The sequence below is a fragment of the Bacteroidetes Order II. bacterium genome (genome assembly GCA_016788705.1).
Taxonomy (GTDB): domain Bacteria; phylum Bacteroidota; class Rhodothermia; order Rhodothermales; family UBA2364; genus UBA2364.
The window spans coordinates 1-21,906 of record JAEUSQ010000026.1 but is presented as its reverse complement, the minus strand read 5'-3'; the positions used below and the strand labels follow the sequence as shown (position 1 = coordinate 21,906).

Genomic DNA, 21,906 nt, shown 5'->3' with positions numbered 1-21,906 from the left:
TCAAAGGTATCAAAAATTCCGTCCTGCAACAGTTCGCCCTTGAGCCTGCTGAAAAAGGACTCTGCGAAGGCGTTATCATAACAGTCTCCCTTGCGCGACATGCTCTGCCGGTAGCCCCGCTTGGCCAAGTGCTTCCTGAATTTTGCACTGGCGTACTGGCTGCCTTGGTCGGAATGTACGATGGCCCCTGCTGCGAGGTTCCTTACGTCCGAATGAACTACCTCGTTTTGTGCGCATAGTAGGCGCTACGGCTTACGCCCAATGCCGAGCACGCTGTTATGGTCGGGAACTGGCCGAGGTGTTCGTCTATGAACTCGTAGGTCTTCACGAGGTCGTCCGGCTGAAAATGAACAAGGCTTTTTTTAAAATGTCACGCTCTGTTTCGGCTTCTTTCAACCGCTTGCGCAACTGTTCCGCCTCTTCACGGGCGGCCCTCAGCTCAAGGCTACTCTCCGATGCCGACAGCCCCTTTTCCTTACTTTTCCAGTTGTACAACACCTGTTCGCTCACACCGAGCAGTTCGGCCACTTCTTTTACGACCTTGCCGTTTTGCAGCATCCGCACTGCTTCTTGCTTGAACGCCCTGTCATACTTGCGCCGCAACCGGTTCGCACTTGCAGGACTTAATGCTTGTTCTTGTTTCTTCATGACACAATATTAAGTTAGATTTGTGTCCGCCTAAATCAGACCACCTCATAGAATCGTCACCGATAGCCATACAACAACTCGGTGTGCTGCCGAGGACTTGACGTGAGGGCTAATTTTCTGGCTAAACGCTTTGGAAAAATAACGGCTATTTGCTGTACACGCACACTTATGCGGCCTAATCTTGTAAAAAAAATACATGCCTGCCTTGAAAATACGTAAATTACCAACCTTGGTGAGGATCCAAAATAGTTCTGGTAATTTCGTTTATGGATAAAACCAAGCCCTGATTATATAACCAAGAGTGGTAAGTAAATGTATTATGCTTACCTCACACCCTTGAATGAATATGATCTTCAATCTATTCCTGCGTCGTATGCCAAAGGCCAATCGCCCTTAACTGTAGTTTCATAACCTCAACGAAAAACATGATAGAAACCGAAATTCCAAGTTTGTCACACATCAATACTGACGGCCAAATTAAAATGGTAGATGTGGGAGAAAAAGACGCCAGTTCCCGAACCGCTTTTGCCACGGGGCGTGTATTGCTGGGGGAAGAGGCTTTCCGGCAAGTCAAGGAAAACCAAATCAAAAAAGGAGATGTTCTTACCACTGCCAAAATTGCAGGGATTCAGGGCGCAAAACACACTTCTTTGCTAGTTCCATTATGTCATAATATTTATTTGCAAAATGTAACCGTCGAAACAGAGCTTAACGAAGAAGTGTTATCGGTGGATATTCGTGCCTTTGTCAAAACGCATGGGCAGACAGGGGTTGAAATGGAGGCGCTTTCGGCGGTATCGGCAGCGGCACTTACGGTTTACGATATGTGTAAATCTGTTTCTAAAGACATTGCAATTACCCAGATTCGGTTACAAGCCAAGACAGGTGGGCTAAGTGGGGATTATAGACGATTGCATGATAATTAGCATGGCGTCATCGTTTGTGTTTTTGGAAGCCAAATTGGCTTCTTTGGATAAATCGTTTTATATTATTACAGCATAATGGGTCGCGGTACGTGTATAAAGGCGCCGATCTGTTATGTGTTCAAAAAATTCGGGGACAATCATGGATATTGAAAATTTTATTTCGGCATTTGGCATTTTTGGGGTAATTGCGTTGTTGCTTATTGCCTCATTATTCTTCCGCTATATCCCCATCGGCTTGTGGGTCACGGCTTTCTTTTCGGGTGTTCACCTTAAACTCATACGAGACCTCGTGGGGATGCGCTTGCGAAAGGTTCCACCTCATCCTATTGTGCGTGGATTGATTACCGCACATAAGGCCGGGGTTGAGGTGAGTCCTGAAAAATTGGAGGCCCATTATTTGGCAGGAGGTAATATCAACTCGGTCGTAAACGCTTTGGTTTCGGCAGATAAAGCCCGCATTGATTTGTCGTTTGAGCGCGCGACCGCGATTGATCTGGCAGGTCGGGATGTGTTTCAGGCCATTCAGGTTTCGGTAACCCCGAAAGTTATTGAAACGCCTGCCATTGCTGCCGTAGCAAAAGACGGCATTCAGCTAAGGGCCATTGCACGGGTAACCGTTCGGGCCAATATGGAACGCTTTGTGGGAGGGGCTGGGGAAGAGACCATTATTGCGCGTGTGGGTGAAGGTATTGTTTCTACCATTGGTTCTTCAAATTCGCATAAAGAAGTATTGGAAAATCCGGATAAAATCTCGCAAGTGGTTTTGGCTAAAGGCTTGGATGCTGGCACAGCTTTTGAAATCCTCTCTATAGATATTGCCGATGTGGACATTGGCGAGAACATTGGGGCTAAACTGCAAACAGACCAAGCCGAGGCCGATCTGAAAATTGGTCGGGCACGTGCCGAAGAACGGCGTGCCGCTGCGGTGGCATTAGAGCAGGAAATGCGGGCACAGGTGGCCGAACAACAAGCAAGATTGGTGGCGGCAGAAGCCGAGGTGCCAAAGGCCATTGCCGCAGCATTGCAGTCGGGGCGTTTGGGTTTTATGGATTATTATAACCTGAAAAACCTTCAAGCAGACACCAAGATGCGAGACGCCATTGGGACAGGATCGGACCTTTCCCCTACAACAGATTAGCCAAAAAGGGGCCTTCCGGATTCGAAGGCCTTTTTTAAGCAGCTCTGTAACCAAATCTCTATATGCGTGTCTTTGGGGATAAAACGTCCACGCTATAATCACGATCAAACGAAAGTACTACCGATTTTATAAGGAAATTAGCTACATAGAAAGAAGATTGTTTCTTTTTAAAAATGATATTTCTTTTTAAAAATGAGCAGAAAAAACCAAAATTAATGAGCAAAATCCTTTTGGCCACGCGCAATAAAGACAAAGTAGATGAATTTAAACATGCCCTTCAGGGATTACCATATGAAGTGCTTACGGCATTGGATTTTCCAACACTGCCGGAAGTGGATGAAGACCAGGATACGCTTGAAGGCAATGCCTTTAAAAAAGCGCGGATGCTTTACGAAGCCACGGGTATTTTTTCGATGGCAGATGATACGGGCTTAGAAGTTAGTGCATTAAATGGGCAGCCAGGCGTTTATTCGGCGCGTTATGCGGGCAAAAAAGCAACTTATGCCGAAAATCGCGCAAAAATGCTTCGAGAAATGATGGGAGAAGAAAACCGGACGGCACAATTTAGGACCGTTATTGCATATTATACAGGTAAAAAAAAGTTCTTTGAAGGTATTTGTTCTGGACAAATCACCCATGGAGAAATCGGTGCGGGCGGCTTTGGTTATGACCCTATTTTTATGCCTAATGGCTATGACGTGACATTTGCACAAATGACCACAGAAGAAAAGAATAAAATCAGTCACCGAGGGGTGGCTTTTCGGAAGTTTTTGGCGTTTTTGGCCAATGAGGCTACGAGGTGGAAAATTGAGTGATAAACAAACGTTCCTCTTATGATTGCACTAATCCAGCGCGTAAGCGAGGCATCTGTAAAAGTTGAGCACCAAATTGTTGGTAAAATTGGATGCGGGCTTTTGGTTCTTTTGGGTATTCATGTGAACGATACCGAAAAAGAAGTGGATTGGTTGGCCCAAAAAATTATTCAGCTTCGCATATTTAATGACGAAGACGGAAAGATGAATCGGTCTCTACAGGAGGTGGGTGGAGAAGTTTTGGTGGTTTCTCAGTTCACGTTGTATGGCGATGCCCGTAAAGGTAATCGGCCCTCTTACATCACTGCCGCAAGGCCCGAAACGGCCATTCCACTCTACGAATCCTTTGTGTCTAAATGTGCCATCTTGTTGGGAAAACCCGTTCCAACAGGCATTTTTGGGGCGGATATGAAGGTTTCGCTTGTTAATGATGGCCCTGTTACCCTTTGGTTGGAAAAGTCACCTAAGGAATAAGTCTGGGTCATGGCCTTTGCCACGCCTCTTTTTAGGTACGGTCTCCAATAAATGAAGCCAATAGTTTCTGAAACTGGTGTACCCCTTTCTCGCGAGTTGGAGAAAATCGTCCTTTAGGATAATAATGGCTTTGCAAACCTTTTTGAACGGCCTCTACAATTGCTTCATCCTCACGTTCCACCTTGTCTAAATCAGCCCCGGCTCCGCTATCTAACTTGGTTTCGTCATAAATATACGTCAGGAAGGCGACATGGGTTTTCGTTGGATGAATTGGTTTAACTACATTGACAGACAAACCCCAAGGATAAAAATTGAGCATCAGGTTTGGGAAAAGCCAAAAATAGTATGCGGCCACCTCTTTGCCTGCGTCCACGTGGTCTTTGGGAAGGTCAAACACCTCGTTAGGGCCATCGGCATAGCCCACTTGAAGGTTGAAATGGGGATATAATACCGTTTCATAAGAACCATAATCCAAGACCCGATTGAGGCCCGCGTGAACAAACGGGATATGAAACCCTTCCAGATAGTTTTCGCAATAAAGTGCCCAGTGTGCTTGAACTAAATATTCTTTTGAGCGTTCAGGGGCAAATCGCAAACGATCCAATTCCCAAAAACCAATTTTTTCTTGTAAAACGGCGATAAACGATTGAATATCAACCTCCGGTTCAAGCCCAGCAAAGAATAACGGTCCCCATTTTTGTAGTGGGAACCGCTGTAAGTCTTCACAAAGACGTGGAAAATGGAGAGCCTCTTCAAATTCTGGCATGGATTCAAAAGCACCAGACAAGCTAAACTTACGACCGTGATAGGCACATCGTAGCGAAGTCACTTTTGCGGGGTTTTGTGCCAGCAACATGCCTCGGTGGGTACAAACATTGCTTAGACAATGCCACTCTTTGTCTGAGGGGTGCGTGAGCAACATGGGTTCTTGAAGGAGTCCGGGCAAAAGCGAAAAAGGGAAAATATCTCCGGGAAAACGTACCAGTGACGTATCGCCGATGAAGTGCCATGCCTTTCTGAAAATGGCTTCTTTGGAGGCTTCAAAAATCGCCGAATCGGTGTAAAATGTAGCGGGGAGTGTTTCCGCTTGTCGAATATCTTGATGAATGTGAAATCGCATACGCAAATTTGGGCAACGAGATGATTTATCCACAGTAAGGCGCAACGTATTCTTGATATAAGACCGTCAACCGGAATTCGTCGGGCATTTCTTGATACGTGTTCCAGATAAAAATAAAGCCGGAGAGCATGTTTAGCCAGTACACAGGATGTGCTTCCAACACTCCGCTGGTGGCGGCCAATAGACAAATTACGCCACCAAACAGGGCCAGAGATTCCGAAAGGACTGCGCGTACAATAAATGCCGTGCGTATGGGGGCTATGGCAGACTCAGGGGGAACTTTTGCCGCTTGTGCCATCATTTTAACAAAAAGGAGTGGCCGGATGAGCCACATAGATCCAAAAAGAACAATATGCAGATAAGACAAGTACCGAATAAGCGAGACGTCTTCGTTGGGGGTAGGCGGGGTATTGGAATACAAAAATCCAATTACACCATAAAAAATAGCCACACCCATCATCAACGCAAATAAAACTGTTCTAAGCGGTTGGATATCGGACGGACGGAGGGCATTTTGAAATAGGTCGGTATTTTTGTACATCCTTCAGGTTGTATATTAGGGCGTTTTAAAATGTATGGGGCTAAGATCGGGAATAATCCGGCAAAAGGAAAGTGTTCCTTGTAAATATCCCTCCTTTTCATTCGTTCCACCGCCTGATGAATGGTGACCCACGTTCATTTGGCTTAGGTTTCCCCAGCGTTGTTTCATGCAGATTTTTATTAAGGCTTAGACGTATCATGGCACAGAGTATCCAACAAATCAAAACATATTGGAAAGCCCAGTGGGAACCAGCCTTGGAACAGTGGAGCCGTTTTACCCGATTGCGTTCCCCCATTCTGTGTGAGACCCGTGCAGAAGAAGAGCAAGAGGGCCTTACCCAGTCCTTTGCGATGATCCGTTTAGCTGATCAGCAGGTGGTGATTGGCCTCAAGCAAATTGTAGAAAAAAACTTAGCGCCATTTGGTTTGGAAATCTTGGCGCACGAAATTGGACACCATGTTTTTTGTCCTGGAGACTTGACCGACCACGGAAAAATGCTCTCGCGCATGAAATATGCGTTGCCTATGTTGGAGGGCTTGGCGCCTTTGGTTGCTAATCTATACGCAGATTTACTGATTAATGATCGGTTGCAGCGCCAAGGTGGGTTAAATATGCTCGGCGTGTTTAAAACAATTGCAACGCCACCCCACAATCCACTTTGGGCATTTTATATGCGAACCTATGAAATCCTTTGGCAGATAGAAACGGGGACAATGGGACTAAAGCAGGTCCCATCCCGAATTGAAGGCGATGCAAGGTTGGCCGCGCGTTTGGTGCGGGTCTATGGGAAATATTGGTTAGATGGGGCGGGTAGGTTTGCTGCTTTGTGTCTGCCCTATCTGATGGAGGAGAAAGAAAATAATAAAACAGATGGTGGAAGGGGAATTCGACAGTTACTAAGAGGATGGACAGATTTGGAGCAGGCAGGGAAAAACGGGTGGCCGGATGGTCTGACGGATTTTGACCCCGACGAGGCCCGTCATGCCATACACCCACTCTACGACCCGCTGCTAAACGAAGGGGCAAAAGACGAAAATGCCGCCACGCCTCAGAAAGAACCCATAGACCTCATTGGCGGACAGAAAAAGATAGATCGCTACCGAGGCCCTAAAGAGTATGGCGATTTAGTCCGAGAAATGGGCTCCTCTGCCACTACCGAGGAGATTACCATCCGTTATTACCGAGAACGCGCCCAGCCATACCTGATCCCCATCCCGTCGGTTATGCAGCCATCGGTAAAAGAAAAATTGCCCGAAGGCTACCAGCGTTGGGACATTGGCTCACCATTGGAAAAAGTAGATTGGTTCAAGAGTGTGATTCGCAGCCCCTTTGTAGTACCGGGTCTTACAACCGTTGCGCGGGTTGAAGGAGAAGTGGATGGAAAAGAACCAGAAAAAAAGCCCATTGACCTTTATATTGGCATAGATTGCTCTGGCTCGATGCCAAATCCGGCCTATCAACTTTCTTATCCAACGTTGGCGGCCACCATCATGGCACGCTCTGGTATTCGGGCGAAAGCCCAAATTATGGCCTGTCTATCTGGTGAACCGGGTGCTTCCGTTCAGACCGAAGGTTTTGTTCGAGATGAGCAACAGATATTAAAGCTGCTTACAGGATATCTAGGGACAGGATATGCCTTTGGTATTTTTCGCCTTAAAGAAGTGATTGAAAAACGTAAATCAAGTATAACGCCTTGCCATATTTTGGTAATCACAGACCAAGATATTTTTTCGATGCTGGATGATAACCGAAAAAGTACCGAAAAGGGATGGGATATTGCCGAAAAAGCCGCAAAAATTGCGGGTGCCGGGGCTACATTTGTTTTGCATATGCCCTATGGATGGCGAGATAAAGACGTTGAACGTATGAAAGAAATTGGCTGGCACATATACCGTTTATACGACTGGTCTGAACTTATTACTTTCGCACGTGATTTTAGCCATAAATTATATGCAAAACTAAATCCTTAATTTCCATTAATACAAACCATTATACAATAATGAAAAGAAGAGTTTTCCTCAAAAAGGCCATACAAAGTACTGCTATTGCAGCAGCCGTACCTGCATTATTAACCACATGTGAGGCTGCAAAAGTCAAAACAGATAAATCAGTTATTGTTGTAGGAGCCGGTATTTCTGGTCTTGCAGCAGCAGAAAAGTTACATGCTTTAGGATATGAAGTAACTGTTTTAGAAGCACAGGAAAAAGTGGGCGGACGCCTGAGGAGCAACCGTTCTCTGGGAATTGCTTTTGATGAAGGAGCCAGTTGGATTCATGGGATTAACAAAAATCCGATTACTGAATTGGCACAAAAAGCAGGGATGCAATCGTTTCATACGGATGATGAAGATATTATATCCTATGACATTGGTGGCATATTGCGACAGGATGCTTTATATAGCAGCGCCGAAGATAATTTGTACGAGGTATTAGAAACACTCATGAAAAGTGGTAGCCCCCAAAAGAGTTTTGAAAGTGTGTTCAATGCAACATATCCTAACTATGCGAACGATCGTTTGTGGAAGTTTTTTCTTTCTACTTATGTAACATTTGATACAGGCGATCTAAATAAATTGTCATCCTTGTTATACAATGAAGGCGAAGAGTTTTCGGGAATAGAAAAAATAGTGGTGAATGGGTATGATACGGTAGCACAATACTTGGCAAAAGGACTTGAAGTTCAACTTAATCAGCGGGTTTCTAAAATTGATTTTTCGGATGACGAAATTAGGGTGCATCATAATGGACAAGTTTCGGAAGCCAATTATGTAATCATTACGGTTCCACTCGGCGTTCTAAAACAAAAGCGTATTGAATTTCTTCCCGTATTGCCAAATAAAAAATTAGAAGCAATTAATAAAGTCGGTATGAATTGTGTCAATAAGTTTTTGCTAACTTGGGAAGAGGATTTTTGGGATGATGTGCAATATATTTCTTATACACCTGAAGAGCGTGATAAATTTAATTATTTTGTAAATGTCAAAAAATTCCATCCAACCGTTAATGCACTTATGACATTTGCTTATGCAGACTATGCCCGAAAAACCGAAACCATGACAGATGATGCAATCGTAGCCGAAATAATGTCGCATTTAAAAGACATATATGGCACTTCAACTCCAGAACCCACCCATTTTCTACGCACAAAATGGGGCAATAACCAAAATACTTATGGTGCCTATTCTTTTACAGCGGTTGAGACCCAAATGAGCCATTTTGATGATTTAGCCGAAGAGGTCGAAAATAAATTATTTTTTGCGGGTGAACACACCGAAGCAGACTATTTCTCGACAGTACACGGGGCATATATAAGTGGAATTCGGGAAGCCAACAAAATTATTAACCTTCAATAAGACGTAAATACGATGGAAGATAAACTGCAAACTTTCAGGCAACCAATGGTGACAGCAACCGGAATTATTCTGGGTTTTGTGCTTAATTTTGCTTCTTCTTGGGTTAAAACAGAAAGCCCATTGGATGACCTACTTGCCTACTTTGTTGGAACCTCTGTGCTGATCGGTACAGTAAGCCTCATTATGGTATTGTATCGGATTCTAAATATGTCATACCCAAGATCGTCGAGCGAGTCGTATTACCGTACAACCCTTCGGCTATTTATTTTTGGAATTGGCATGGCATATTTGGGGGTATTGGTGGATATGTTTGCCAATTTTATGCACGATTAAGTTCACGAATGGGGCTGAAATAACTTGTTATTAGCTGGTCGAAAAATTGGTGTTTGAGTGGAGAAATATTTGAAAGGATGTTGCTTATGGCAAAATTCGTACAGGGATTTTATTTAAAATTGACGGGATATTAAACGTTTGGGGAATTTATAGCGAATACTTCATTGGGCTTCTCGCGGAGATTCACCCTACACTAAAAAGGCCATCCCATTACACTGGAACAGCCTTCGGTACTGGGTGAGAGTACGTGTTTTTTCTGTAGAAATTTGTTTCTGGAATGGCCTAATATGCGACAGGATTCATATTCAGTACCACAGATCTGGTTGCATCAGCAAACTCTAATCGGAGTGTAAGGCGTTTGGTGGTAGCACCTTCCGGCGTATGAATCATACCACTTCCATGGATTCTCATTCCTCCAACTGTTTCGTCGGTACTAAACAACGCGGTGAGACCTAATCTTGCTTGAAAATCGGCCCGATAAGTACGACCAGCATGGACAAAATCTGGGATAACTACCCGTATCTCTTGATTAGATACACGATAGACTTGGGCGGAAAAGCTGTGATTTTGGCGTAATGGGGTAGGAAGTTCTGATTCAGAATAAATCACTCCCGAATACGAGCCAACCAAAGGTGCTGCCCATTCTTGGTTGCGCTGGTTTTCACGGACTTGGTTCCAATAGGCTGCGTTCTGAGCCGCGTCACAAGCAGAAAGGCTAAATAGAATGAATATCCACATAGAATGGAAAGATACATAAGATGTTAATTTTGTTTTCATGACTTTTGATATGTTATAAAGTGAAATGTGTATTAGAGAGGGTGTTCAATGTAAATATCGAAAAAACAAATGGAATAGGATCAGTTGCCAATAATTTTCTCAAGTGGGGAGCTGTCTCATCAATTTTTGTCCAATCTTTTTAAACGTTTGGGCTTAGTACATGCCCTTAACATGTATCTTAAGCTTGCCCAATCAACCAGTTTTCAGTCAATAACGTGCTATGTCCCGTTTCCTCCTTCGAGTGGCCATCATGATGTTATGGCCCGCTTTTCTTATCGCCCAGCCTGTTGGCTTTACCTTTGATGCAGACTTATCCATGCGTGCGGCGAAGGTCATTGAGACTTTTATGCAGCAAAAAAAAGTACCAGGTCTTACGGTCGCTGTTGCTATTAAAAACCAAGTGGTATGGACGCGAGGTTTTGGATTTTCAGATGTAGCCACGAAAGAACCGATGCGACCTAATACATTGATGCGCATTGCCAGTATTTCTAAGCCCATCACCACAACGGCAATTGGGGTCTTGTACGATGAAGGCGACGTAGATTTGGGGGCGCCCATTCAAAAATATGTTCCTTCGTTTCCGGAAAAAAAATATCCTGTTTCTGTATTGCAGGCGGGCCAACATTTGGGTGGTATCCGCACCTATCGAGACGCGGAGTATTACAGCAAACGCTATTTTCGGAATGTGACCGACGCTCTGGAGATATTCAAAAATGATAGCCTGATGGCCAAACCGGGTAGTAAATACCTGTATTCTACCTATAGCTACACCTTGCTGGGGGCGGTTGTCGAAGGGGTTAGTGGTCAAGATTACCGATCGTTTATCCGTCAGCGGGTTTTTGATCCACTTATGATGTACAACACCTATCCGGAGGACCGGGCACGATTTAGAATGGGAACAGCCAAGTTCTATTCAATTCAGAAAGGCAAGGTTCGCGAGGCGCCTTGGGTGGACAATAGCAATAAATGGGCTGGTGGGGGGTTCCTTTCCACTGCCGAAGATGTGGTGCGTTTTGGCGGTGGGTTGTTGGCGGGTAAGCTTTTAAAACGCAAAACCCTCGAACTTTTTTTCACTTCTGGGAAAACCGACAATGGCCAAGAGACCGGCTACGGCTTTGGTTGGGGGGCGGAAGTAAAAGAGGGTAAGCGATTTGTGGGACATTCGGGTTCTCCAGTAGGGGGGAGTGCGATTCTCGTCATGCGGCCAGAGAAACAATTGGTGATTGCTATGGTTTGTAACCTACAGAATGTCTCGCTCAAAGAACTCTCCTATCAAGTATTGACAATGTTTGAAAATAAAATGAAGTAAATTTAATAAATCTTCTGTATAGAAGCAGTGTTTTCCAAAAAAAACGGGCTCATGTTTAAAGAAATACAAAAACTCATCGAAAAGAAAAAGCGATTTGTGGTAACCTCGCATGTTCGGCCTGATGGCGACGCGATAGGATCGGCAGCGGCATTGGGGGCCTATTTGAATAGCCTGGGTAAACAAGCCGATGTAATTTTGAGCGATCCGCCCCCACCGAATCTCTACTGGCTTGCTGAACAACTTCAGGTACAAACCTTTGATGGCGGCATTGAACAACGTTCCAAGATTGCTTTTGCCGATGTGGTCTTTGTGGTGGATGTCAATACCCTCGATCGGGTAGGGGCACTGGCACGCCCGATTAAAGAAAGCAATGCCACTAAAGTGCTGATAGACCATCATTTGGATCCTGAAAACTGGTTTGACCACAAGGCGGTGAATGTCCGCGCAACTTCAACGGGCGAGTTGATCTATCAGTTAATTAAAGGTCACCGACCTGAACAGATCAATCATCATATGGCCACCGCTCTTTATACGGCCATTATGACCGATACAGGCTCTTTCCGCTTCGATTCGGTGGTGGCAGAAACGCACCGCATTACCGCCGACCTCATAGAACGTGGGGAATTATACCCTTCGGATATTCACCTTAAAGTATTTGACAACAAGGCTGCCGCTGCACTAAGACTTTTGGGTATGTCGTTGGAAACCTTAACTTTGGCATATGATGATCAGGTGGGTTTTATGACCGTCACGCAGGAAATGATCCGGAAAACGGGATGCCATACCAGCGAAACCGAGGGATTTGTAAATATGATATTGTCTATTGGTTCAGTAAAGGTAGGCGTCATGTTTTTGGAAATTGAGAAAGGCATCAAAATGAGTTTTCGCTCTAAAGGGGAATGGGCGGTTAATAAATGGGCCAGCCGATTTGGCGGTGGCGGACACCGGAATGCCTCTGGTGCTTTTGTTAAGGATGGGATTTTGGAAGTGGTGCAAAAACAGGTACATCAGTGGGCGCCAGAATCTATTCCGCAGTGGCCTAAAGATTTATAGCTTTGGTATTTACCCAAATGGCCAAGCCTTTTTCTCGATCGCAATAAATACAAGCACCAATAAAAGCCAAGCGATAAACGCATACCGCATACCACGGTCCGCAAAAAGTGTGATCTCTGGGGTTTCTCCGAATCCTTGTTCTGTGAGGTATTGATAGCGGAAAAGGCTATACAATACAAAAGGAATGGTTGTCAGCATATACGGCATCGTGCTGGACTCGATGGTCCAGAGGGCATAGGCCATGAGGGCGGCTGCCGAGATGATGGCCTCCATCCGGTGTAGCCATTCGATGGGATAATGGGCCAGTACCACACGGGTTGTACCTTCTGCACCAAGTGACATGCGCTCGGCTTTCCGCTTTTCGATCCCCAAAAAAAAGGCCAATAAGCCCAGGCAAAGAATAAACCATTTGGAAACGGGAACACCAATGGCCACTGCACCTACCAATGCCCGGATGACAAAGCCGGCGGAGAGTGTGATCAGGTCTAAGATGGGTTCTTGCTTTAGCCGCAGGTTATAGGCAATCTGGAGCAAGACATAACCCATCATCAGTGCTTGGGCATTGAGGGGAAGTTGTACGGTGAGGAGTAGCCCAAGAATTCCTGTAAATATAGCAAGCCACCATGCCTGAGCCTTCGAGACCGTGCCAGAGGCGAGTGGACGATGTTGCTTTTTGGGGTGTAAACGGTCTCGTGGAGCATCTTTTAGGTCATTGATGATATAAAACGTGCTGGCAATGAACGAAAAGGCTGCAAATGCGAGGCTCCCTTGCCAAAGTGCTCCAAGGGTCAGGTGCAGGGCAAATACAGGAGCCGACCAAACCACAAAATTTTTGATCCAATGATACGGGCGGAGAAGCTGTATAAAAGGCGAAAACTTCATATTCATGATTTCATTGGTGGAAGCGCAAATTAATGAAAAAACCCCGACGATAGGACATTCGCGGGGTTAGGAAAAGACAGTAGGCTGCAACTCAGACGGTGACGACGCTGTTTTCGGCAAAGAAGGGGCCATAAACGGTTTCGTCGGCGGTTTCTTCGTTGTGCCAGCCTTTATCCCCGAAATAACGGAATTGATAAGACTTGCCCGCGTCGAGGTTTAGGGTGGCTTTCCATTTTTTGTCCTTTTTTATAAGTTTCATGGAGCCCTCTTCAAGGTTCCAGTTGTTAAATTCGCCTACTACGGCCAGTTCTTTTTCGGCCAGTTCTTGCGGCACTTCAAACGTGACTTTGCAGGTTGTCTTTTTGACGTTGTACTTTTTGTTGATCATGTTTTTAAGCTAATGCAGTGGGTTGTGGTTACAAAACACCTTAATTTCAGAAATTGAATGTGAAGTCTCAATAGGTACTTAGGTCAAAACTGCAAGAAAGCGGTTTCAGAAAGCCTTTAATTTCATAAATTTAGCGCTTCTTCATTTGTTTCTTCATAAGTGCTGCACAAAACGCCTTTTGTTGCTTGAATTGGGTGGCCTTTTTTCTTTAGCCTTAAATACATTTGGTATATGTTGGTATTTCGGTCTGTCACAATCTGGTTGTGGATGGTTCTTGCTGGATTCTCGGTCATCTCCTCGCATCGTCCAATTGCTGAAGCCAAAGGGAAACGTCCTGGGTTGGCGGCGATGGAGTCAGGTTGGGTATTGGTTCAGTTAAAACCAGGAACACTTCCGGCGGGCAAGCAGTTGTCTTTACCTGGTTCTTTAATAGAAAAACTTAGTGCGCATGGGCTACGTAACGTTGAGCCGGCTTTCCCTGGCTTAGACAAATCGCTTCACAAAACAGCCGCCCCACTAAGTCGCACCTTGGCCCTCAATATCTCGGAGGCTTCCGACCCTTGGTTGGTGGCCCAAAAACTGGCTTCTGATCCAAATGTGGTATATGCCGAACCAGTCTATCGGCGCTTTATCCATGCAGTACCCGATGATCCGCAATACGCCTCCGTCCAAAAAAATAGTTTTACTGCGATACAATCAGAAGCCGCTTGGGACGTTGTAAAAGGCGCATCCGGAAACGTTGTGGTTGCCATTGTGGATGGGGGTACCGATTGGAAACACCCAGATTTGGAGGCCAATGTTTGGAAAAACCCGGGAGAAATTGCAGGAAATGGAATTGATGACGACGGAAATGGCTTTGTGGACGATGTGAATGGGTGGAATTTTGCAAATAACTCCAATGATCCGACAGGACTTTCGGGTACGCCCAATAATGCCCTTCACGGAACTCATGTGGCAGGAACGGTTGCAGGCGTTACCAACAATGGCATTGGTGTGGCTTCTATCAGTTGGAATGCCAAAATCTTGCCAATCAATACGGGTTCTTCTAACACCGACGATGCCGTTGCCTTTGGTTATCGAGGGATTGCCTACGCGGCGCAAATGGGGGCACACATTATCAATTGTAGTTGGGGTTCGGAGGACTTTTTCTCCGAGACCGAAAATCAGGCCATTCAGTTGGCGACCAGTATGGGGAGTTTGGTGGTGGCTGCAGCCGGAAACGGCGGAGAAGACGGGGTGGGAGATAACAATGATTTGATCCCCCATTATCCGTCCAATTATGCAAATGTACTTTCAGTGGGGGCAACCAATGCGTCGGATGTCAAGGCAGGGTTTTCTAACTATGGGCATTCCGTGGATGTCTTTGCGCCGGGCGTTTCCATTTTAAGTACAGCTCCCAGAGGCAACTATACATACCTTTCGGGTACTTCTATGGCTTCTCCGATGGTGGCGGGCCTTGCGGCCCTTGTGAAAACACATAAACCTTCTTTATCACCGATTGAATTGTCCGAACAAGTACGAGTAACGGCGAACCGAATTGAAGGTACGAATCCAAACTTTGCACAAACGTTGGGCGGAGGAAGGGTGAATGCTCATGCAGCCGTAACCAACTTCTCGTTACCAGCATTACGTATGGAACGATCTTCTTTCTCGGATGCTAATGGAAACGGTGTTATTCAGTTGGATGAAGTGATTACCCTTTCCGTTGAGCTGAAAAACTGGCTCGTAGCCGCCCAAAATGTCCAAATCAAACTGTCTTCACCCGATCAAAATGTGTCTATGGTAAATTCGGGACCCATTGCATTGGGTACTGTGGGTGCGGGTGCAAACAAAGCTGGCAGTGGGTTACAATTTAAAGTGTCGGGAACACAGCCCGATGGGTATATCATCCGATTATTGGTAGAAATCACAGCCGATCAATACAGCCTTAAAGAGCCAGTGGAACTTATCCTAAACCCACCTCGGTATGTCACACACGAAACCGGCCTCATTACGGCTTCCATCACAACACGGGGAAATATTGGGTATAATGGGTTTCAGGATGTGAATAACGGAAAAGGGTTTCAGGTAAATGGTGTGGACATGCTTTTTGAAGGAGGGTTGTTACTGGGTATTAGCCAAGGCCGTGTTTCCGATGTCGTTCGCGGGGAAGACGGGAGTACCCAGGAAGCGGATTTTAAGTCTCTGAGAAGCAGTGTTTTAACCATTGGGCCGGGAAAAAACACCAAAGAAGAAACACATTTTGTTATGTCGGACTCCACCGCCAGCAGTCCGCTCAATGTGGAGGTGACCCAAAGAACCTATGCTGACGACAAGCCTGAAAACCAAGGTTTTATTGTGGTTGAGTATGAAGTACGAAACCTAAACAACTATAAAATTACTGGCTTGAAAGGAGCACTTTTCATGGACTGGGATGTGGCAAATGGAGGCCAAGATGACTATGCCAAATATGATCCAGCGAGAAGAATGGGCATTGTTCAGAATGCTGCGGTTAATCCGACGCTCATTGGGGCTACAAAATTACTCAATACAGACAAAGGAGTGAATTACCGTTCCATCAATAACAACCCAGAAATATATGGCCCAGGATGTACTGGCTGTAATGGATTCCGTTCCAGTGAAAAATGGGCGTTTATGAGCAATGGTGTTCAAACGCAATTTGTGGATAAAAAAGATGTCTCCACATTGATTGGGGCCGATGTAGGAGATATTGAACCGGGAAGTAGCGTCACGTTTGCATTTGCGCTTATTGGTGCCCGGTCACTTAACGAGCTAAATGCCTTTGCAGATGCCGCCCAAGGAATATTTAACCAAATCGTTACGGCTGCCGACGTAGAAGAACCGATTCCACAACATGCAGCTTTACATCCTGTTTTTCCGAATCCGCTTTCAGGGGAGGCCACATTGGCCTATTCCATAAACGAAAACACCCAAGTGCAATTGGCTTTATTCGATCTTCAAGGCCGTAAAATCCGGACGCTAAAATCAGGGCTGGTGGCCAATGGAACCGATCGGGTGCGATTTTCTGCACAAAACCTACCCAATGGGGTGTATTTTGCACGACTGGAAGTGGGTACCGGAGGACGTAAACAGGTCTTTACCCAAAAAGTGGTGGTTCGCCACTAAAGGAAGTACACACTTGGCTCGACCAATGGCAGGCTCCCCGGATATCCTCTCTGGTGGGGCCTGCGTCTATTTCATGAGTTGGGAGTGCTTTTCGTGCGCCAAATCTCGTGAGGATTTCAGTAAATATTTCGCCTGCTTTGCAAAAATATGGATCGTAGGTATGGTCGCCCAGTGCCAAAATGGCAAATTGAAGATGTGATAATGCAGGTGCAAGGGTTAAAAAGGTTTCGTAAAAGTCCAACGCATTATCCGGTAATTCGCCATCTCCCCAAGTGCTGATCGCCAAAATAAGGTAGTTGTAATCCAGCAGCATTTCCGGATATGCATCTGCAAGATCTACAAAATGAATGGTATGTCCCTCTTGGGCAAGATGCTGTGCAACAGATTCTGCTACCGTTTCCGTGTTTCCCGTCTGGGTTCCAATCAGCATTAAAAGGTTCATGCGTGGTGTTTTTTCGCAAACTACAAAGAAAACGATCGCCCCATTCGCTAAGTTGGCGGGGATTTTTAGTGCTAAAGATCTGTTTTATGCTGACGAACGACTGGTTCTATGAGGCTATTTAATTGTGGCATAAAGCCTTAGAAAAAACAATGACCCATACTTTAGGTCATTAAATTACCGGATTAAGTGGTCTTTTGCTGATGATAGTTGGTGAAAAACCGTATAAAGAACCCGCCAAGTACTCCTGCCGCAAAGCCTCCGAGGTGGGCAGCATAAGCCGTTTGGTCGGTAGCTTCAGGTTCAAGGCCATTAATCACCTGCAATGCAATCCAAACGCCAAGCAGTAAAAGCGCAGGCACAGAAAAACGAAAGATGAACAAGAAGAGTACCCTTACCTTATTTCTAGGTAACAAGACCAAGTACGCACCCAAAATCCCTGAAATTGCGCCAGAAGCACCAATCATCGGTATCCATGAATCGGGTTGAAGGGCCACTTGTGCCAGTCCACCAAGGATCCCTGTGAGTAGGTAAAACCATACAAAACGCTTTGTACCTAAAATATGCTCGATGTTGTCGCCAAAAATCCATAAGTAGAGCATATTAAACCCCAGATGCAACCAATCGCCGTGCATAAACATAGAGGTAATAAGCGTCAAATAAATGGGATATGGCCCCATATTTTGGGGAATTGTCTGGCTTTCTCCGTCAATAGACAATTTGATACTGCCGATGTAATCGGTTCCATTTACCAATTCTTGTGGAATCAAGCCAAAGCCAAAGATCCAATCATTGGTCTGAAATAAGAAAAATATAATATTGGCAACCAACAACCCGATGGTAAAGTAAGCCGGCTTGTTTAGGTTGCTATCGTCGTCGTAGATAGGAAGGAGCATGGTAACACCATAAAGGAAGGGGGCATAAAGCCCCCAGTTCAGTTTATGAGGAACTATCGTGGCAAGCGATCGGGCATATCGGCCACCACATATGCCATGACCGCCATCGTGGCAACACAAAGAGCCATTTCGCGTGGATCTAATTTGTCTGGCGTATCAGCATGGGTGTGATGATACCAGAAGTACTTCGTCCCATCCACATTCAAGCCCATACCTGGAACACCTTTTTGCATGAGTGGCCCGATGTCTGCACCGCCCCCTCCACGTAAAATCTGACCAGACTCTATGGGGTTGAGTAAGGTTGCAATGTCTTCAATCATCTTGCGGGCTGGTTCGGAACCTGTAAATCCAAAGCCTTTCGGTTTAAAGACACCGGCATCGGATTCTATGGCTAAAATGTGGTTGTTGACGTTTTCGCCTTGATTTTCCATGTACTTTTGTCCACCCCGTAATCCATTTTCTTCATTGGTCCAGAAAACCACTCGTATGGTTCTGCGTGGCCGTAAGCCCAATTTTTTCAACACGTTCAATACTTGCCACGAAACCACAGCCCCACCCCCATCATCCATAGCGCCCGCGCCTACATCCCAAGAATCTATATGCCCACCAATAACCACCACTTCTTCAGGTTTTTCGCGACCTGTAATTTCCACCATCACATTCCGAGACTTGGCATCTGGCTCCATACGGGCTTCAGAATAGAGGTGCAGTTCAATTTTTTGCCCGCGTGCCTGCATTCGGGCCAACATATCGGCATGTTCCGAGGCCATCGCCATCGCAGGTACTTTAGGAATGCCTTCTTCGTATCCCATACCGCCCGTATGGGGAGAAACCATGGAGTAAGGCCCAACAGAACGGATGATACTGGCCACCGCACCATTACGGGCAGCAAGGCTGGCGCCCCGAACACGGTATTGGACGGTTTCGCCATAACTGGTAAAGGGTGCATTAAACACCAATATTTTGCCGCGTACCTGATCTGCTTTTTGGGACAATTCGTCGAAACTATTGACGACAATCGCTTCAGCCTTGATGCCTTCCCGTGGTGTACCAATGGAACCGCCCAAAGCCAAAACAGGCAGATCCATCGGACGGGGTTGTACGAGCTTGAGCCATTCGTTTCCGCGTTTCCAATTAGGAACCATAACGTCTTCCGAGGCAATTTTTTCCAAGCCATCCTTTTTGAGTTCGGAGAGAATCCAATCTAAAGCGTCCTCTAAGTTTTGGGTGCCGGAAAAACGAGCGCCAAAACGATCACTCATCTCGGCCATGCGGTTCCAAGCAACGCTGTCGGCTAAGGAAGCCTCTATAATTTTTTCGGCAACGCTTTTATATTGTGTAGCAAGCGGTCCGGCCACTGGTGGTGGGCTGGTGGTTGATTGTGAAAGTTTCGTCTGAACCGATTGCTGTGCAACATGAGGTGAAGTGCATCCAATTTGGAACAATAGCACCGTAAAGATTAAAACAGTTAGATACTTCATGAGGTCGTGTGTTTGGGACTGTGAGTTTTCAGTTTACCAATTACAGCAACCTTTTGCAAGATCCACAAATAAAAAAAGCCTTACCGAGGTAGGGCTTTAACGTTCCATGCTTGGGCAAACATCAGTTTTGGTCATCTACTCCAACAACAGCACCCGATCGCCGCGGATTGACAGGTGTTTGAGTAGCGGCAGGAATATTTCGGTAAACCACCTGGCTCATTTTTATCTTACGGCGGCCGATGCCGCCTTGTACGGCTTGGGCTTCTTCTTTTCCGAGAGCAAATTTTACGGCGTCTTTAAGGTTCAACTTTTTCATGGCACAAGTATTTTTGTCTGAAGGAGGTCATGCTTGCCGTCATTTGGACGGGTCTTTTTTTTGTTCTTTGGGCAAACTACCGCCTACAGCAGATGCACACCGGCACGTTTCGATCAGGGCCGGAGACTATTCGATAAAACCGAATAATGGTTCGATGAATGGATTAAACCCTCAAAAAGGCTGGATCAGTCAACTATACACAAGGTGTTTTGTACAGACGATATCATTATTCCATTTGCGTATAAGTAGATAGATGGACTAAATTTAATTTTTGTATATTGCGCAGGTAACTGACAATTAAACCCGCCACTTCCTCAGGCTGCTTAAGTGTAGTGCGGTATTCTGGCAAAAAATAAATACTACAAATGGCAAAATATTTAGTACAATCTGAATTGCTTCTAAGTAAAGATATAGAAGTCAAAAGTTATAAATTTTTAATAATGTCTATTTTTTTGTTTCCTGTTATCCTTTTAATAATTTTAACATTTCAGCCAAGAGTTATGTACAATAAAGAAAGTATATTTTACTTGCTTTCGACGAATATATTATATATTCACTTAATTATTTTTTTACTATTGGTAATTGTTTTTATTAATAAAATCGGAAAAGTATCATTGGCTGATTTGGGTTTAAATAAGAAGGATTTTGTCAAATCATTATGGCTTATTCCAATAGTTTGGATTTTAGAACAAATATTTCTTTTGGGTTTTGTTTTTTTTACAAATTATGGTATAAAAATTAATGAAGTATGGCTGGATCAAAATAAAGCCATAAAAGAATTATCATATTTTGTGGCAAATACAATAGCAACAGGTTTGAATGAGGAATCTTTTTTTAGAGGTTTTTTATTTCTTCAATTTTTTCATCATTTTAAAAATAATTTTATTCATAATAATAAACTAAAAGCATTTTTATTTGCAGCGTTATTTTCTTCAGTAGTCTTTTCATTATGTCATTTGCAATTCAATTTAGTGGTTTTTGCTTTTTTAATTGTTGGGGGATTGATTGGAGTAGTTATTTATGTTTTGACAAACAATCTCTTCTATGGAATAATTTTACACGGCTTTTTTAATTCACCTTTACCATTAATCGAATCTTCAGATGGTCACGCTAAACTATCAGTACTTTTGGTCATAGGAATTGTTGTCATGACTGATGTACTAATAAAATCAAATACCCACCGCTATTTTAATAAAAATGATAATTCTTTGCTTCATTGAAATGTAAATAAAACAAAAAATGGAAGTTGTAAATTATTCAGCAGAGCCTTTAAATAAAATATATAACTGGCTTCCTCACGATTTAAAGGCAGAAAAAGTAATTTTTTTCCCGGATGCCTGCCCAGGAAAATCTCCCCTCCCTACAGGAACAGTTGTTTATACCGAACAAAAAGATTGGCGCAAATTTGCAATATCGGACTGCGGTTGTGGCATGTTATTGTGCGAGGCAGATTTAACAAAATCAGATTTTAAAAAAGAAAAATGGGATAATATATATTTTGATATTAAAGCGAATAAAGGTAAACTGGGAGATTTGGGTTCAGGTAATCATTTTCTGGATGCATTGGAGTCATATACAGATGACAAACTCTATTTTTTAATTCATACAGGTTCACGTAATGAATCAAAACTGGTTGACGATCTAATTGACCAACCAAAGAAATTTGATACTAAATTTTATGATGTTTGTGAATGGGCAAAAGACAATAGGTTTGCAATTTTTAAAATATTAGAGAAGTATTTCGGACGGCTTAGTCTGACATGGTCCCATTTTCACGGACACAGCGTTAAGTTAGAAAAGTAGCGTTCCTCAAAGTTGTCGGGGCAAAGATAGCCCAGTGCCGAATGCCTCCTTTTCGGGTTGTAGTAGCACGCTATGTAATTGAAGATTTCCGT

24 protein-coding genes are annotated in these 21,906 nt (G+C 44.5%); 12 read left to right on the top strand and 12 right to left on the bottom strand.

What is annotated here, in order from left to right; all coding sequences use genetic code 11:
- Positions 1-182, bottom strand: a 182-nt coding sequence (locus JNN12_06925) for a DDE-type integrase/transposase/recombinase (GenBank protein ID MBL7978056.1), incomplete at its 3' end; no start/stop codon positions are given.
- Positions 183-324: 142 nt separating this feature from the next.
- Positions 325-648, bottom strand: coding sequence for a transposase (locus JNN12_06920; protein ID MBL7978055.1), 324 nt, complete (start codon positions 646-648; stop codon positions 325-327).
- A 425-nt stretch (positions 649-1,073) separates the two neighbouring features.
- On the opposite strand from JNN12_06920, the gene moaC reads away from it, so the two are divergent.
- The 4 genes from moaC (at position 1,074) to JNN12_06900 (ending at position 3,998) form a co-directional block, all read left to right on the top strand.
- Positions 1,074-1,574: a cyclic pyranopterin monophosphate synthase MoaC gene (moaC, locus tag JNN12_06915; GenBank protein ID MBL7978054.1), complete on the top strand. Its 501-nt coding sequence runs from the start codon at positions 1,074-1,076 to the stop codon at positions 1,572-1,574.
- Between the two features lie 139 nt (positions 1,575-1,713).
- Positions 1,714-2,712: a flotillin-like protein FloA gene (gene floA / locus JNN12_06910; GenBank protein MBL7978053.1), complete on the top strand. Its 999-nt coding sequence runs from the start codon at positions 1,714-1,716 to the stop codon at positions 2,710-2,712.
- A gap of 215 nt (positions 2,713-2,927) precedes the next feature.
- A complete protein-coding gene (gene rdgB / locus JNN12_06905) occupies positions 2,928-3,527 on the top strand; it encodes an RdgB/HAM1 family non-canonical purine NTP pyrophosphatase (protein ID MBL7978052.1) in 600 nt (199 codons plus the stop codon).
- Between the two features lie 18 nt (positions 3,528-3,545).
- A complete protein-coding gene (locus JNN12_06900; protein MBL7978051.1) occupies positions 3,546-3,998 on the top strand; it encodes a D-tyrosyl-tRNA(Tyr) deacylase in 453 nt (150 codons plus the stop codon).
- Positions 3,999-4,029: 31 nt separating this feature from the next.
- On the opposite strand, the gene JNN12_06895 is transcribed toward JNN12_06900, so the two are convergent.
- From JNN12_06895 to JNN12_06885, 3 genes are read right to left on the bottom strand one after another with little or no spacing between them, the layout of a single operon-like run.
- On the bottom strand, positions 4,030-5,118 hold the full coding sequence (locus tag JNN12_06895) for a Rieske 2Fe-2S domain-containing protein (protein ID MBL7978050.1): 1,089 nt from the start codon (positions 5,116-5,118) through the stop codon (positions 4,030-4,032).
- Between the two features lie 25 nt (positions 5,119-5,143).
- A complete protein-coding gene (locus JNN12_06890; protein ID MBL7978049.1) occupies positions 5,144-5,659 on the bottom strand; it encodes a hypothetical protein in 516 nt (171 codons plus the stop codon).
- A gap of 15 nt (positions 5,660-5,674) precedes the next feature.
- Positions 5,675-5,827 (bottom strand): hypothetical protein, encoded by a 153-nt coding sequence (locus tag JNN12_06885; GenBank protein ID MBL7978048.1) that lies wholly within the window; start codon positions 5,825-5,827, stop codon positions 5,675-5,677.
- A 29-nt stretch (positions 5,828-5,856) separates the two neighbouring features.
- Here JNN12_06885 and JNN12_06880 point away from each other — a divergent pair, with 29 nt between their 5' ends.
- From JNN12_06880 to JNN12_06870, 3 genes are read left to right on the top strand one after another with little or no spacing between them, the layout of a single operon-like run.
- Positions 5,857-7,629, top strand: a complete 1,773-nt coding sequence (locus tag JNN12_06880) for a hypothetical protein (protein ID MBL7978047.1) — start codon at positions 5,857-5,859, stop codon at positions 7,627-7,629.
- A gap of 29 nt (positions 7,630-7,658) precedes the next feature.
- Positions 7,659-9,011, top strand: coding sequence for an FAD-dependent oxidoreductase (locus tag JNN12_06875; GenBank protein ID MBL7978046.1), 1,353 nt, complete (start codon positions 7,659-7,661; stop codon positions 9,009-9,011).
- 12 nt (positions 9,012-9,023) lie between these two features.
- Positions 9,024-9,344, top strand: coding sequence for a hypothetical protein (locus JNN12_06870; GenBank protein ID MBL7978045.1), 321 nt, complete (start codon positions 9,024-9,026; stop codon positions 9,342-9,344).
- A 282-nt stretch (positions 9,345-9,626) separates the two neighbouring features.
- On the opposite strand, the gene JNN12_06865 is transcribed toward JNN12_06870, so the two are convergent.
- Positions 9,627-10,121 (bottom strand): hypothetical protein, encoded by a 495-nt coding sequence (locus JNN12_06865; protein MBL7978044.1) that lies wholly within the window; start codon positions 10,119-10,121, stop codon positions 9,627-9,629.
- 220 nt (positions 10,122-10,341) lie between these two features.
- Here JNN12_06865 and JNN12_06860 point away from each other — a divergent pair, with 220 nt between their 5' ends.
- Together JNN12_06860 and JNN12_06855 are read left to right on the top strand one after the other, a co-directional pair.
- Positions 10,342-11,430: a beta-lactamase family protein gene (locus tag JNN12_06860; protein MBL7978043.1), complete on the top strand. Its 1,089-nt coding sequence runs from the start codon at positions 10,342-10,344 to the stop codon at positions 11,428-11,430.
- A gap of 51 nt (positions 11,431-11,481) precedes the next feature.
- A complete protein-coding gene (locus JNN12_06855; protein MBL7978042.1) occupies positions 11,482-12,483 on the top strand; it encodes a bifunctional oligoribonuclease/PAP phosphatase NrnA in 1,002 nt (333 codons plus the stop codon).
- 9 nt (positions 12,484-12,492) lie between these two features.
- Here JNN12_06855 and JNN12_06850 read toward each other — a convergent pair whose 3' ends face one another.
- A complete protein-coding gene (locus tag JNN12_06850) occupies positions 12,493-13,371 on the bottom strand; it encodes a decaprenyl-phosphate phosphoribosyltransferase (protein MBL7978041.1) in 879 nt (292 codons plus the stop codon).
- Between the two features lie 85 nt (positions 13,372-13,456).
- The gene (locus JNN12_06845; GenBank protein MBL7978040.1) at positions 13,457-13,753 is read right to left on the bottom strand and encodes an isoamylase early set domain-containing protein; all 297 of its coding nucleotides are present in this window, start codon (positions 13,751-13,753) and stop codon (positions 13,457-13,459) included.
- 231 nt (positions 13,754-13,984) lie between these two features.
- Here JNN12_06845 and JNN12_06840 point away from each other — a divergent pair, with 231 nt between their 5' ends.
- Positions 13,985-16,879, top strand: coding sequence for a S8 family serine peptidase (locus JNN12_06840; GenBank protein MBL7978039.1), 2,895 nt, complete (start codon positions 13,985-13,987; stop codon positions 16,877-16,879).
- Here JNN12_06840 and JNN12_06835 read toward each other — a convergent pair.
- The 4 genes from JNN12_06835 to JNN12_06820 form a co-directional block, all read right to left on the bottom strand.
- Complete coding sequence (locus JNN12_06835; GenBank protein MBL7978038.1) at positions 16,851-17,321, bottom strand: flavodoxin-like domain-containing protein; 471 nt, start codon at positions 17,319-17,321, stop codon at positions 16,851-16,853. The two genes, JNN12_06840 and JNN12_06835, sit on opposite strands and share 29 nt — an antisense overlap.
- A 182-nt stretch (positions 17,322-17,503) precedes the next feature.
- Positions 17,504-18,214, bottom strand: coding sequence for a rhomboid family intramembrane serine protease (locus tag JNN12_06830; protein ID MBL7978037.1), 711 nt, complete (start codon positions 18,212-18,214; stop codon positions 17,504-17,506).
- Between the two features lie 53 nt (positions 18,215-18,267).
- A complete protein-coding gene (locus JNN12_06825; protein ID MBL7978036.1) occupies positions 18,268-19,695 on the bottom strand; it encodes a M20/M25/M40 family metallo-hydrolase in 1,428 nt (475 codons plus the stop codon).
- Positions 19,696-19,816: 121 nt separating this feature from the next.
- Positions 19,817-20,011 carry a hypothetical protein gene (locus tag JNN12_06820; protein MBL7978035.1) on the bottom strand — a complete coding sequence of 65 codons (195 nt, stop codon included), beginning with the start codon at positions 20,009-20,011 and terminating at the stop codon, positions 19,817-19,819.
- A 365-nt stretch (positions 20,012-20,376) separates the two neighbouring features.
- Here JNN12_06820 and JNN12_06815 point away from each other — a divergent pair, with 365 nt between their 5' ends.
- Positions 20,377-21,231: a CPBP family intramembrane metalloprotease gene (locus tag JNN12_06815; protein ID MBL7978034.1), complete on the top strand. Its 855-nt coding sequence runs from the start codon at positions 20,377-20,379 to the stop codon at positions 21,229-21,231.
- A 19-nt stretch (positions 21,232-21,250) separates the two neighbouring features.
- Positions 21,251-21,814, top strand: coding sequence for an RtcB family protein (locus JNN12_06810; protein ID MBL7978033.1), 564 nt, complete (start codon positions 21,251-21,253; stop codon positions 21,812-21,814).
- Positions 21,815-21,906: the final 92 nt, after the last annotated feature.